At 50.9% G+C, this 14,334-nt stretch carries 11 protein-coding genes; 2 read left to right on the forward strand and 9 right to left on the reverse strand.

Going from position 1 to position 14,334, the window contains the following annotated elements; translation table 11 throughout:
* Window positions 1–38: 38 nt before the first annotated feature.
* Window positions 39–1,598, forward strand: a complete 1,560-nt coding sequence (locus CHL74_RS09045) for an ATP-binding protein (RefSeq protein WP_094880839.1) — start codon at window positions 39–41, stop codon at window positions 1,596–1,598.
* Here CHL74_RS09045 and CHL74_RS09050 read toward each other — a convergent pair.
* Genes CHL74_RS09050 through CHL74_RS09080 form a run of 7 tightly spaced genes read right to left on the reverse strand, consistent with a single transcriptional unit; the run spans window position 1,585 to window position 10,214 of the window.
* Window positions 1,585–3,045, reverse strand: a complete 1,461-nt coding sequence (locus CHL74_RS09050; protein WP_141241281.1) for a hypothetical protein — start codon at window positions 3,043–3,045, stop codon at window positions 1,585–1,587. The genes CHL74_RS09045 and CHL74_RS09050 overlap by 14 nt on opposite strands.
* Before the next feature lie 28 nt (window positions 3,046–3,073).
* Window positions 3,074–3,700: a hypothetical protein gene (locus tag CHL74_RS09055; protein ID WP_094880860.1), complete on the reverse strand. Its 627-nt coding sequence runs from the start codon at window positions 3,698–3,700 to the stop codon at window positions 3,074–3,076.
* A 17-nt stretch (window positions 3,701–3,717) separates the two neighbouring features.
* Entirely contained in the window at window positions 3,718–4,437 is a 720-nt protein-coding gene (locus tag CHL74_RS09060) for a carboxypeptidase-like regulatory domain-containing protein (RefSeq protein WP_094880841.1), read from the reverse strand.
* 11 nt (window positions 4,438–4,448) lie between these two features.
* The gene (locus tag CHL74_RS09065; RefSeq protein ID WP_094880842.1) at window positions 4,449–5,165 is read right to left on the reverse strand and encodes a carboxypeptidase regulatory-like domain-containing protein; all 717 of its coding nucleotides are present in this window, start codon (window positions 5,163–5,165) and stop codon (window positions 4,449–4,451) included.
* A 33-nt stretch (window positions 5,166–5,198) separates the two neighbouring features.
* Window positions 5,199–7,268 (reverse strand): WD40 repeat domain-containing protein, encoded by a 2,070-nt coding sequence (locus tag CHL74_RS09070; RefSeq protein WP_094880843.1) that lies wholly within the window; start codon window positions 7,266–7,268, stop codon window positions 5,199–5,201.
* Between the two features lie 32 nt (window positions 7,269–7,300).
* Window positions 7,301–8,215 carry a hypothetical protein gene (locus tag CHL74_RS09075; protein ID WP_094880844.1) on the reverse strand — a complete coding sequence of 305 codons (915 nt, stop codon included), beginning with the start codon at window positions 8,213–8,215 and terminating at the stop codon, window positions 7,301–7,303.
* A gap of 37 nt (window positions 8,216–8,252) precedes the next feature.
* A complete protein-coding gene (locus tag CHL74_RS09080) occupies window positions 8,253–10,214 on the reverse strand; it encodes a caspase family protein (RefSeq protein WP_094880845.1) in 1,962 nt (653 codons plus the stop codon).
* 330 nt (window positions 10,215–10,544) lie between these two features.
* Between CHL74_RS09080 and CHL74_RS09085 the strand changes: the two genes are divergently transcribed.
* Window positions 10,545–10,793 (forward strand): hypothetical protein, encoded by a 249-nt coding sequence (locus tag CHL74_RS09085; RefSeq protein ID WP_094880846.1) that lies wholly within the window; start codon window positions 10,545–10,547, stop codon window positions 10,791–10,793.
* Here the strand turns inward: CHL74_RS09085 and CHL74_RS09090 are convergent.
* Both CHL74_RS09090 and CHL74_RS09095 read right to left on the reverse strand, forming a co-directional pair.
* Window positions 10,765–12,078 carry an ATP-binding protein gene (locus tag CHL74_RS09090; RefSeq protein WP_094880847.1) on the reverse strand — a complete coding sequence of 438 codons (1,314 nt, stop codon included), beginning with the start codon at window positions 12,076–12,078 and terminating at the stop codon, window positions 10,765–10,767. The two genes, CHL74_RS09085 and CHL74_RS09090, sit on opposite strands and share 29 nt — an antisense overlap.
* 202 nt (window positions 12,079–12,280) lie before the next feature.
* Window positions 12,281–14,071, reverse strand: coding sequence for a M6 family metalloprotease domain-containing protein (locus CHL74_RS09095; protein WP_094880848.1), 1,791 nt, complete (start codon window positions 14,069–14,071; stop codon window positions 12,281–12,283).
* Window positions 14,072–14,334: the final 263 nt, after the last annotated feature.

Here is a 14,334-nt window from a genome sequence, read left to right on the forward strand (position 1 = left end):
TATCTTTACACCGTTGGATTATAGAACAAAAGACGCTTATGAAGAACAGGAAATATCCTCTTGGAATACAGACCTTCGAAAACATCATAAAGGGACAGTATGTGTACGTGGACAAGACGGCGCTGGCTTATGAACTGGCGAATGAGAACAAATATTGCTTTCTGAGTCGACCGAGACGATTCGGAAAGTCTTTGCTTGTCACTACGCTTCAGGCTTATTTCGAAGGAAGAAAAGAACTGTTCGGAGGATTGGCAATGGAAAAACTGGAAACGGAATGGAACGAACATCCCGTCATACACCTCGACATAAGTAAAGGCAAGTTCTATGATCTGACATCCTTACATGCCACACTCAACAGTATGCTGGTGGAATACGAGACGAAGTATTCGGTCAATGTGATATATGAGAAAGCGTATAACGTCAGACTGCAAAACATCATCGAGGCTGCCTATGCCCAAACTGGCAAAGAGGTGGTGGTGCTCATTGACGAATATGATGCGCCAATGCACGACTCGATGAAAGACAAGGACCTGCAGCGTCAGATAAGGGATATCATGCGCAACTTCATCAGTCCGTTGAAGGGTGAGGAGAAATACTTGCGCTTCGTATTTCTGACGGGCATCTCCAAGTTCAGCCAGCTTAGCATCTTCAGCGAACTGAACAATATCACGAACATCAGCATGCAGGACAAGTATAGCGCCATTTGCGGTGTCAGCGAGAACGAACTCCTCAGCTTGTTCAAGGACGATATACGTGATTTGGCTGAAAACAACGATATGACGTACGATGAGGCTCTGGCAGAGCTTAAGCACCATTATGATGGCTATCATTTCAGTGGAAACGGCGAGGACATATACAATCCGTACAGCCTGTTCTGCACTTTAGACAGCAATGACTTCGGCGACTATTGGTTCTCCACCGGCACACCGACCTTCCTCATCGAGCTGTTGCAGGAGAAGCATCTGGACATGCTCGACCTGGACGATATCATAGCCACAGCTGACCGCTTTGACACTCCAACGGAGAACATCACCGACCCCGTGCCTGTGCTCTATCAAAGCGGATATCTCACCATTAAGGGATATAACCGCAAAAGCAAGATATTCAAGCTCGGCTTCCCGAATTCGGAGGTAAAGCAAGGCTTCTCCAACAGTCTGTTCCGCTATTATGCACCAGACAACATGGGGGACAAGGATGCCTTGTATGCTGCTTACTACAATTGCCTTGTAGAGCATGACGATATGGACGCCTTTATCTCTCACTTACAGACTTTCTACAAGAAATTCCCATACACATTGGTAAACAATAACGAGCGCCATTATCAAGCCGTACTCTACACTTGTCTGCTTATGGTTGGTGCGGATGTTCGTGCTGAAGTGCCAACAGCCGATGGCCGTATAGACATGGTGGTCTACACTAAGACCAGTATCTATATTCTGGAACTGAAATACGAGCAAAGCGCTGATGTGGCAATGGAGCAAATCAATAAAAAGGATTACGCCGCAGCCTTTGCCGGGGATGGCAGGAAGATATATAAGGTCGGAATAAACTTTTCAGCAGACCGAAGGAACATAGAGTCGTGGACTACATCACTTTAGCTTCAACATTTCTGAACTGCGGCATACATGTGCCTATGGACGCTCCTATGTATGTGGGGTCGCAGACGGTGTAACGGCGTCCCTTGTACATAACGTAGTCGCCGCGGACATCGCCGTGGAAAGCCACGGCTGTGGCTATATGCTCGGGATAGTCAAGGAGCACGACGTCGAGACCGAGCAGATTACGCACGAGGAAAGAATAAAGGACGGCACGGTCTTCACAGTCGCAAGAGGGATAAAAGAAGGTCTCTTCCATGAAGAAAGGCTTCTCATAGCCGAACTGTTCCTCATCGGTGGCATAATGGAATGCGGTCTGTACGAAGTCGATAAGCCGATTGGCTGCCTCTGCCTCTTCCATCCCCTCTATGGCAGCCGACAACGCCTTCAACAATGCTTTGGATGTGACGCTGTCCGTGGCTGCCGTGGTGTAAATGCGATAGTCGCATTGTGGCATTGAGGCATAATACTGCATTAGCGACTCATTGACATTCACCGTCACGCTGATGTCGCCCTTGCTGTTGCTGCGTGTGCAGGTCTTATAGCCAGAAACCAGACGTGGAATCTGCTTCAGACTCATCGATACGGGACGTACCTTGTCGCCATAATCGCCGTCAAACATGAAGAAACGGCACGCAGCATTGTCGTCAAGGTCGTAATAGTTGATGCCGTCACGAGTGGTATAAGGCTTGCCGTACACCTGACACCCCGTGGCAACGAAGAGCATCATCCTGCCGTTGTCGGCACGACGTGCCATACGTGCGCTGAGTCCGAGCTGATTGAGCAAGAACTGTGACATCACCACTTCCGTGTTATGGTCTTCACAGAAAGCCTTCGCCACTTTTCTCACAAGCACCACCATGCCCCAGTCGTTAAGGTGCATGGCTGTACGGGCTGCCGACATGTCAGCAAGGAGCGGGGCAAAGTCGGTGCGGCTCAACTCCTCATAGGCATCTGCCACGCCGTCGGGATCGAGAGAGCGCAGCCTACACTTGCCCTTCAGTCTGTTGTCTACGCTTACCTCCACACCGAAGAGAGAGAGAGAAACGGTGCTTCCCGGCTTACGCGACACTACTGACGGCTGCGACTGCACATCGCCTACCCTATCCGGCTCACCCATGTCGTCAAGCGATACGCCTTCCGGCTCCAGACGGGGCATCGGTTCGGGCTTCACGCTCACGTTGATCTCCACGGGCTTACCGTCTCCCGTTCCGTCATACACCGGCGGTTTGGGAGGTTCGGGCTTTACGCGAGCCTCCACGGGAGGTGCTGCATCGAACTGCTTCCACGGATTGCGAAGAAAGCTCGTAAACTCACGGTCGGCATCATTGATGAAACTGTCAAAGTCGTTCATCTCCGAGCCCATAAGCGAAGCTCTTGCGTCGATGTCCTGCGCCTGCACAGCAAACGCAGACATGGCAGCGAGCAGTAAGATGCAGCATCTCTTCATATTGTTCAGTTATTTATTCGTTATTCTGTTATTCTGCCGGAACCGGCTGTCCGATAAAGTCTTCCACCTCCTGTGAAAGGTTTTCGAGGGCAGCCTTCTTCTTTGCCTCGCGAGCTGCAGCCTCACGTGCCTTACGCGCTATGGTCTCGTCAAGAGACATATAAGCCGTAAACTCCTTCTTGCCGTTCTTCTCACGGACGGTTACGAAGTGTACCTTCACCATACCGGAGAGCTTCGAGTTGACACCCACCTCGTAGGCAGCGCCGAACTTGTCAATCTCGTCCTCCGACATCGTGCTCTCGTCAGACGACATCACACTCTTCATCTTACCGATCACCTGAGCCTTTGCCCGGCTGGCATAGTTGGTAATGCCGTTCATCACGGCACTCTCACGACCAATCTTAGGATTGCTGCTTACAGCCACGCCTGTTATCTCCACGTGGTTATCCTCATCAGCCTCGATGTATGTGCGGTATTTCAGAAGAGCATACTCCATGGTGGTGGACGATGCAAGCATTGACCATCCGTCCTTTTTCCATTCCTTCACAGTCTTCTTCACATTCTTCTCCAGTTCTTTCGACTGCGCATTGGCAGTAGCTGTTGCTCCAAACAACACAGCAATGATGAGGAGCAAATCAAAAAATCTCTGTTTCATGATCATCGTTTTTTTAGTTAAAATGTATAGCCGACACCAAGCTGTACGAACGAGTTGTAACCTCCGTCAAAGTCATAAGCCAAGGTGTAGCCAAGATTTACGGACATGTGTCTTACGGGAAGGAAGATGAAGCCTAAATCAAAGGCAGCACCACTTGATCCGTTTGTCCAGTCTTCGTCGTAATAAGTCCAACCTTCAGAAACATTAACGGGAGAATAACCTGCACCAGCATAAACGTGCATAAAATCAAACACGCTTTTCGTAACACCAGCGGTTACGGTCGGAACACCTAACATATCATTAAAGTTATCATCCACGCAGAACAACAACTTCAAGTAACCACCCCACTTACCAAGGTTGGCGCCCATAGCACCGAAGGTGAAGCCACCGTCAAGATTTCCGCCCATACCGTATCCGCCAATGGCATTCACCATCCACACACGCTCCTTTTTCGGTGTCATACGGAAAATCATGTCTCCTGCCTGCACCTTCATCTTCTTATTATACATGCCGGCATACTTCGCCGTAGCTGTATTGAGCCAACGCGGCACTTCCATACTGAACGTTCCGTCGGCATCCACAACTGTGCTCTCTGCACCGTTGGTGGCCTCAACCGTAGCTCCCGGCAGAGGATTGCCGTCCTTATCAACAACAGCGCCCTTGATGGTGCGTGTAGACTGTGCCATCGCTGCCATTCCGGACAAGCAAAGGGCAAACATTAATAATATCTTCTTCATAGTCTTGAATATTAGAATATATAACCGACACCAAGCTGTCCAATATAGTTGGTACAATCCTCTAAGTCAGTGTTACAAGTAAAGCCGACATTGACAGACAAATGCTTGTAAGGTCGGAAGATAACACCAACATCAAAAGCTGCGCCATCACAAGAATATGGACCATACGATGGACCATACTCATATTCATCATAATTCACCGACGTATAACCAGCACCAGCATAAGCATACATAAAATCGGTCAACCGCTTTGTTACACCGGCAGTAACAGTCGGTACCGCAGGACGTTCAGCAAAGTCTTCGTTCACACAGAACAGCAACTTCAGATAGCCGCCCCAATCATTAAGATAAGCACCCATCGCTCCAAAAACAATGGTTCCGTCAAGGTCTCCACCACCTATATATCCACCGACACCGTTTATCATCCACGTGCGGTCCTGCTTAGGCTTCATACGGAAAATCATGTCGCCGTCCTGCACCTTCATCTTCTTATTCTTCATACCGGCATACTTCGCCGTAGCCGTATTGAGCCAACGGGGCACTTCAAGGGTGAACGTTCCGTCGGCATCCACAACTGCGCTCTCTGCACCATTGGTGGCCTCAACCGTAGCTCCCGGCAAAGGATTGCCGTCCTTATCAACAACAGCGCCCTTGATGGTACGCGTAGACTGTGCCATCGCTGCCATTCCAGACAAGCAAAGGGCAAACATTAATATAGACTTCTTCATATTGTTATTTTTTTAAATTGTATTTGATTATCATTATTTCATTGCATCCACGAATGTGAAGCAAACCTTTATTCGGCGATACTTGCTGCCCTTGCCATCAGAGAGGACTATGTTGTAACGCGGCTCCACCTGCATGGCAGACATGCTCTTCAGATGTTCCTTCAGGTAAGCGCCCACAGCCTGAGCACGCATAAAGGCGAGCTGCTCGTTGGTGCGGATGCCACCCGTTCGCGTAACGGTGATGTTGCTGAGATTGCCGTCCAGCCAGTAAGGCTCGTTGTTGAAGTCGCCGTAACATCCGTCGTATCCGATGGTGCCCACCACGGGGATGGCGTCGGCAGCTCCAGTGATGCTCACCACCACCTTCTTGCCCGGCACGATATACTGTGCGAAGTCTTGAGCGAATGCCTTGGTGACGATGTCGAGAGTAGACTTGGCAGCATTCGATTCCTCTATGCGATACTTGCCCGGCGCGAAGTCTTCCTTGGCAGAATACTGCGCGTCCACAGAATAATCGAATTCCACGCGGTAGTTGTTGATGCGCTCTCCGTTGGCGTTTACGTCAGACACCACGGTGGCGTTCACGTTGATGTTGGTATGGTCAGAGATGAGCCTGTCGCTCTTCGCCTGCTCCACCACGTCCTGCTTGATACGCTGCAGGGCGATGTCTTCACGGTTGGCAAGCTGGATGAGCTCCAGCGACACGAAGCTGTCGTCGGTGGCGAGGAAGTCGAGCGACTGTCGCTCCAGATTGTCGAAGACATACTCCTTGCCAGACGCCTTATTGCGCACCTTGGCATATATCACCTCAAAAGAGTCGTTGGCTGTCAGTCCGTACTTCACGTCATAAAACTCTACGTTGGTCATATCGGCGAAGTCGGGAATCTCGTTCTGCGGCACCTTCAGATAGATGGCGGGCATTTCGCCCATGTTAAGCTCAAGCGTACCGTTTGACGTGTTGTATCGTCCGAGCGTCACCGTGGTGTGCGAGATGATGTCGCCTGCAAGACTCGTGGATATCTCATTGGCGAAAACGCGCTTCTGCCGTTTCTTCGTCTCCTCGTTCACACGCTTGCCATACTCCTCGTCGGTCTCGTTCTCGCCGCGCTTACACCATTCCATCATACGGCGGTTAAGCTCGTCGCGCATTTCACGTCCGTAGTTGGGCTTGAAGCCTGTTATCACCTTATAGCATACCGCCTTTTCCGCATTGTACGAGAGATAGAGCTGATGCTTGGCGTCGTTTACGAACTTGACGTCGGTGACACCGCCTCGCGGCTCCGTTATCTCTGCCTGGTCTACAGGATCGAAGACGTTATGGAATGTGATGCGACCGCTGCCATGCGCCACTCCCACGTACTTGCCGTCGGGATGGAACGTGAAGGAGGTGGCACCGGCAAGATTGTCCACACTGTGCTCCTGACGGAAGTCGATGGTGTTATACACGCCGAGCTTTCCCGAAGCCAGAATGCCGAGGTTGGAGGCATCGTCTGAGAAAGCCACGGCGTCCACCTTTCCTCCTGCCTGCAGACGGGTGCGCACCGTGCGGTTCTCAAGATTGAATATCACCACCTCACCCTCCGTCACGGCTGCCACATAATATCCGTTGCTGCTTGCCACGAGCTGTGAGGGCACGAAGCCAAGGCTTACGTCGGCGGCGGAAGATGCATAGTCGCGCGTGGAGAAGAAGTGGAGCGTGCCGCCGCCGTCGGCTACGAGCAGCGTCTTACTGTCCGCAGAATAGCAGATGGCACGTGCGTCGAGCGAGCGGTCGAAGGAATGGATCACATGCTTAACGCTCGTGATGTCGTAGACGTTCAGGTACGAATGCTTCTTGTCGGCAGAGAGCACGGCGTATGAAGCTCCGGCAGGATTGACCTTGAGGCTCACCACCTGACCGGAAGCCGAACTCATCTCGAAGTTCTTCAGATTGTACGTGTTCTTGCCGTTAAAGTAATATGTGGAGAAGAGATAGTTGTCCATACCCTGCGGCGTGTTGCTCTGACGGTACGTGAGATTCTTGGCTATCTCTACACGGCTCTGCGCAGACGCCTCGATGCTTACGAGGGCTGCAGCGATGAGAAGTGGTCTGAATGTTATCATATCGCAATATATAATATAAGTATAGGTTAGTTTCACAAACTGCTGCCATCCGGCTTTATGATGTCCACGAGAAGCTTCTCCACGAACATGTCCGCATCATGACGCCGACACTTCGACAGCCAGCGCTGGAAGGTCTTATAGTCGGTGGACGGCGGCAGCTGGCGCGAGTCTGTATCGGCTGTGCGGCGGTCCACGGCACGCGTGAAGGGATGCGGCGAGAAGATGACGTAAAACTGATTGTAGTCATGCTCGGAAGCGCATCCCAACATCAGCTCTATGACGTTGTCTCTGACATACGGCTCGGCATCGGGCAGCGAGAAGAAGGTGTAGGCGGAGTCTGCCTTGACGGGGTAAGCGCCATCCGACTGGTCGGGGTAAGGGAGCAGGCGCTGTGTGGTCATCTCGTTGTTATGGTCGACGAGGTAGAGGGCGAGATATCCGTCCACGGGCGAGACGAATCGGAAGAAGAGCTGGTCGCCTTCATAGAACGAGTGGTTGCGCAGGGAGTTCTTCTTTGGGTCGGTGCCGTTATACATGAACGTGTAGCTTACGTCGGGAGGGGTGGACACTATCTCGCGTATCTTGCCCTTCAGCCTCACTCCGTAGACGATGCTTCCGCCGGAGCGCCGCGTCGGACTCCAGATGGTGTCGCCCACCGTCTCTATCCAGATGCCGCGCACGTCGGTCTCGCCGTAGGAGAAGAAGTCATCGTAAGAGACGGTCTGGTTCTCGCGCATATAGTTCTGGCTCTGCTGCGTCACGATGGTGCCGAACTCGCGGGCTATAGCCTCCGACTGTGCACGGCGTACGGTCTCATACTCAGCCTCTATGGGCGACATGGTGAGCGGAGCCTCAAACGTGGCAGAGGCTTCCACCGTTACGGTCTTCTGGGCATGTAGCAGAGAACATACGGCAAGGAGAAGAATCGTAAATATCTGTTTTCGCATAATCAGTCCTGTCTTTTATTTGTACGGTTTATGTCCGCTACTTGAGCAGCGTCATGGTCTTCCATTTGTCGCCAAGCGCCGACGGCGTGTTGAGCTTCGGTGTCTGCATCTTGTTGTTCTTGTCGAGCGCCATGTTCGACACCTGCTTCGTCACCTTCGCGGCAAGGTCAGCAAGAGTGATGTCGCCCTTCGTGGCTTTGAGGTTCTTGAGTAGGAAGTAAGTGAAGTAGCCATGATGCTGGTCGGCATACTGCATGGCGGTCTGTTCTCCCGATGCTGCGCTGAAGACGATGGTCTTGGCCTTAGTCTCAGCCTCCTTGGGCTTCACATACACGTAACGCTCCTTGAAGAGCATGTCGCCCTTTCCGGTTCCGCCGCTGAAGCAGGCGTCGAGGAAGACGGTGGCGCGTCGGATGTTCATGCCGTCGAGCTGTGCATAGAGCTTGCTCAGCTGATAGCAGAACTCGAAGTCTGTGCCTGAAGCGTCGCAAGGCAGGAGATAAGCCTCATTGGTGGCTACGTCCGGGATGCCATGTCCGGCATAATAGATGATGAAGTCCAGTTCGCCGGGATTCATCTTGGCTTTCTTCTCCAGATAATTGATCTGCTCCTTCATCTGTGAGAATGTGGCGTTCTTGCGGATGCGTATGTTGTCCTTGGGCAGACCGAGCACCTTGTTGCAGTAGTTGGCAAACGAGGTGGCGTCGTTGGCGGCATAGTCAACGTCCGAGAAGCTGTCATAATTCTCATTGCCGAAGACAATGGCGTAAGTGTTGGGGCGCGAGATGTTGTTGACCGGGACATCGATGTCGATGTCCGACACGAATGCCGGTTCAGCTTCAGCCACCTCCACATGGCTCACTTCGGTGGTGGGCTTGAAGAAAGTCTCGAGCACGGGCACCGCTCCCTTCTGCACGGTGGCTGTCTTCATGGCAGCCAGCGTGGTGTTGGCTTGCTGCAACTTGCCGCCGTCACCGAGCATGCTGTAGCAGAAAGCACGCGCACGGGCTATGTTGGTGGCGTAGGGATTGGCTTCGAGAAGGTCTTCGAGTATTGGGGCGGCAGCCGTGAAATAGCGCCGTGCCTCAAGCTCTGCCCTCTCGCCGTCCTTCTTGTTCTTCATGGCACGGGCGTCACGCACGATGGTCACGCCGGCGTTATAGTTGTTGAAGGCAAGGCCGCAAGCTACGTTGATGTCATTGGGATGGGTGCTGTAAAGCTTCTCGTATGTGCCGACGGCGTTCTTATAGTTGCGCTGACGCTGATAGAGTCGTGCCTGATTGAGGAGCAGCGACTCGTCGTTGGGGCGTATGCGGAAGGCAATGTCGAGGAAGTGCTGTAGCTTGGCGTCATCGCCGGCATATCCTGCCGCCTGCAGTCCGGCTGCTACAAGCGTCCAGTCTGTAGGATAGAGCTTCAGCGCCTGCGAGGCAATGAAGATGGCATCGTTATAGTTTTTGAGAGAATAATACGAGAAGGTTAGATTCTCGAACGCCTCCTTGCGGTGCTGCGTGTCTGACGTAGAGAGATAGGCGCGATAATATGCGAGGGCATCCGCGTATGCCTTCTGATTGAAAAGCTTGGTGGCCACGAAGATGGTGATAAGCGGATAGTTCTCACGCGCCGTGATGTTGTCGTGTGCGAAAGCGTAAATGAGCGAAAGATCGACGTACGCCTTGGCAAACTTTACGGTCATCGGCTGATTGTTTCGTCCGGCATAGAAGTAGACAGCATCTTCGAGGCGCGGAAACATCTCAAGCAGACGCGCCTTGCAGCTGTGGAACTGCGAGGAGGTGGAATCAATGCTGTTAATCAGTCGTTCGCTTTCATTGTAGGCGGCAAGGAGTGCGTCATACGTGGCTACGCTCTCACCCTGAGTCTGTCGCAACTCCTGATACTCCGTATACTTGTCCGGCATGCTCATGGCTGATGCAGGCACATTACCGCAGACGGCAAGAGAGATGAAAGCAGACAAAAGAATGACATTATATTTTTTCATACGTTATTACATTACAAATATTACACTTGATTAAGTCTTTGAGCTTTTATTCACCCATTAATGTTTTGCAAATATATGGAAAATAAACGACATAACAAGGGGTTTTTCTAACAAAAAACGCAGCATATAAGATAGACGAATATTTGTATTTTTTTATTCAATCCACATATTTTACCGTTTAAGCCACGATATTGACAAGATAAACCGATATTATGCAGTTTAATCCAAACGGCATTTCAGCAAAATGCAAATATCGCACAAGCGGTAAAATGTTGTTACAAAATAAAAATTGATTTTAGAGAATCAGAGAGCCGTTTTCGTAGTCTTTTTATGGCATCTACCGACCTCAACCAAACCATAAAGCCTCTTCACCACCCTTATACTGGCTATCTGGAAAGGCAGAAGAGGCTTCTATTATTCTTCAACAATCTTTCCGAAATTCTTCCAATCAACAAGAAGGATTACGCCGCAGCCTTTGCCGGGGATGGCAGGAAGATATATAAGGTCGGAATAAACTTCTCGGCAGACAGAAGGAACATAGAGTCGTGGGCTACATATCCTTCATTGACAGCCCGATGAGTTTCACCTCTTTGTATTTGGCAAATTCGCGGCGTATGGTCTCGAACTTTTCTTTCAGGACATGCTCCTTATATCTCTCTGGATTGCGCTTCACCTCAGCCACAAGAGCCGTACGGTCTATGTCGTTTAGGGCGATGAGGTCTATCTCGTTGTTGCCTTGACGATCCCAATAATTGCCGACTGCCGTTACGCGTTCCTCCTCTGCTATGCGCTGACGGAAGTACTGCTCAAGCACCAAGCCGGTATAGTCACAATAGTCGCGCTGTACGATTTCGAGCAACAGGTCGTTTCGCTCCATCTCTATGATGTTCTGGTTGGGCAGTATGAAGCGAAACCAGAAACGGAAGAAGCAGTCGTCCATAGTCCAGCGGATATTTCGGTTGCCAGGCTTGCTGAACATCGGCAGCAGACGGTTTATGTAGTTGTAGTCCTCATGGAGATTCTTCAGGTACGTGCCGGTATTCTTGCCGATGATATTGTCTATCTGATTCTGCACGGTCATGCCTCCTGCAATCAGCTGCAGTATGCTGAGATAATTGGAATAGTCTCTGCCAAACTCTGCCATTATCAGCTCTATGCCTTCGCTGAGGAAGGGGCTGCCCGTGGCTGTCACCCATTCGAGCATCTGGTCCTTGGTGGTCGCTCCTGCATCCATCAACTGACCAATATACTTTGCCACACCACCGGTGAGCATATACAGACACAGCAAGTCCTCTGATGTGTAGTCAGGATTGTAGTCGCGCAATATCTCCTTTATGACAGCAATGCGGAACGGACGCAACCGTATCTCACAGTCCTTGCGACCGTAAAGCGGCTCGTCGTCGTTATCGAAAATCTTGTGCATCATGCTGAAGATGCTGCCGCAGGCTATAAGATTCACGTGAGTGGACGTATGATAACGGTCCCATATATCCTGTATGTGGCTGGGAATGGCAGGATTGACCTTCAGCAAATTCTGAAACTCGTCAAGCACAAGAGTGAAGTGATTGTCGCGACCGTACTGCATCAATGTCTCGAAAAACTGTGCGAACGATTCCATACGACCATATATCTGCAGTCCGAGAGCTTCTGCCGCCATACGCTGAAACTTCTCTACAAGCACATGCTCATTGTCCTTCGATACATACAGATAAAGCATACGCTGCTCTTTCTGGGTACGCAGCAACAAGGCTGTCTTGCCGATACGCCGTCTGCCCATCATCACAGTGAAGAACGACTTCTGTTCGCTCTTCTCCCAATTGCGTCGTAATATCTGCAGTTCTTTTTCTCTGTCGTAAAACTTCATAAGTAAAAGTGTATTTTAATTTAACCGCCATTAATTTAATGGCCATTACAATAGCGTGAGCTGACGCAAAGATAGTGATTTTATTATAATTATGAGCATAAAAAAGTCGGAAACATTAGGGAATGCTCTCCCTTTTGTTTCCGACTTCTTTTTGTCTTTATAGGTCTTTAAAGCATCTTAACGTGATGATGCCTTGGCTTTATTACTTAGTCTTAAGCTCCTTCTTGCCGCCTACGATGTAGAGACCCTTGCCGAGAGCGTTGATGTCGTCACCGAGGTAGCGTCCGTCGATGCTGTATACGCGGTTGTCAGCCTTGCGTGTGTCAGCCTTGATGTCCTTGATGGCAGTCTCTGATGTGGTGTTGTCGAGGATGTTGTCCTCGTTGCCGCCCATAACGTCAAATGAGATGGTGCCGTTGACGTTCTTCTTGATGGCAGTGATAGGCTTGCCCATATACTTTGTGCCGTCCGCGTTCTTGTTGTAGAGCTTTGCAGCAGGACGTGAGTCGTCAGTAAGCTCGTCGTTGAGAGGTACGCCGCCTGACATGTAAGGATAGAGGTCGTTCTTGATGCTCTCCAGTACTGTTCCGTCAGCGTCGTTGTCAGCATGGAAGATGGTGCAGCGCTGGTGGTCAGATGCAGAAGCGTTAACCTGATTGATGCCCCACTTGGTCTGGTCATAGTCGACGTGTGTGATCATAAGACCGCTGCCGTAGAGCTCAGCGTCCCAACCCTTCTTCTGACGGTTCTCGAGGGTGTAGAACTCGTCTGGATGCTTGTCGTTATAGAGGATGAAGGGACGTCCATAGTCCTCAGAGCTCTGCATGGCTTTGATGGTAGCCGGCTCGTCGAGGACGATAGGCTCTGTCCATCCTGCGTAGATACGCTCGTAAGCGGTGTAGTTACATGGAGTGAAGCCGCCGCCGTTGTATGAACCGGCGCTCATTACGTCGTAGAAGCCCATACCGTAGTTGCCGCCGTTAGAGCTGGTGTCGTACATATCGGCGAATCCGAGGCAGTGTGAGAACTCGTGGCAGATGGTTCCGATACCAGCGAGCTTGAGCTCGTTGGTGTATGTGCCGGTTGCATTGTTGATGACACGCTCCATCTCGTTGGCGCAAGCGTATGTGTCCACCTTGCCCTTGCCCTGGTCAGAATAGTTGAGCACCTTGCCCACGCATGTCCATCTGATCTGATATTCGTGGGGCCATACAGTCTTGGCATCGCCGCCTGAAGCCTCGCCGAGACCGGCGTAGAGCACGAACACCTGGTCTGCATATCCGTCGCCGTCCCAGTCGTAGTCGTTGAAGTTGAATCCGTCTTCCACGGCAGCGTCACAGCCTTCCTGAATCATATATCCCACCTTTGTGTCGATGTTAGCGCCGTCGTTCTTGCCGTAGTATGATGAGGTATGTGAGAGTGTGTACGGACCTGCGATGTCGAAGTCGAGCTCGAACTGACCGTTGCTCTGTGAGAGGAAGTAGTCGGTGACAGATCCTACGTATCCGTCCTCGTGAGTGAGTCCCTTCTCGTTAGCCACCATCTTATAGTATGCGTTGTCATGACCAGTCTCAAACTTCTGGTTGGGGAACTGTACGAGTATGATGATGCCCTTCTTCTTGCCTGTGTAAGTGATGTGCTCGTCGCCGATCTGTACTCTCTGCTGTCCGCTTGAGAATGACATATTGACGGGCTTAACTACAGAGTTGAGGCGCTTGGCACGCTTCTCGCCGATGATGGCGCGGCGCATCTGGGCATGAGCAGCCATTACGTCCATATTGGCAGCTTCGTAAACGCCTTCCTTGTCCTGGCTTTCCACGTAGCGCATGCCGTTGTCGGCCTGCCACCAGTTCATGTACTCGTCGCCCATCTGTGTTGCCACAACCTGTGTGCCGTCAGCGAGCGTCAGTGTCTTCTTGGCCTGCTTTGCGGGCACTGCGAATGTGGTGCTTGCAGCAAGAGCCAATGAGAGCATTGCGATGATTTTCTTCATATAACTATATTGATTTTTTTGTGATTAGCTTGTAACGACGGCAAAATTACATAAATCTCAGCAAAACAACAAATTAAATCAACGAATTAGTTTATGAAGAATATAAAAAAGGAGATATGGATAAACAAGTAGCGGAGGTCTCTGGCCTCCGCAGCACCAAGCCTAATACTCATTATAAATATTTATTGTATTAGTATGATTGTATGCTGCGGAGACCATAGACCTCCGCTACTGTAAAATTTAAAATCGTAGGCGAAGCCAAG

The sequence above is a fragment of the Prevotella sp. 885 genome (genome assembly GCF_002265625.1).
Classification (GTDB): Bacteria; Bacteroidota; Bacteroidia; order Bacteroidales; family Bacteroidaceae; genus Prevotella.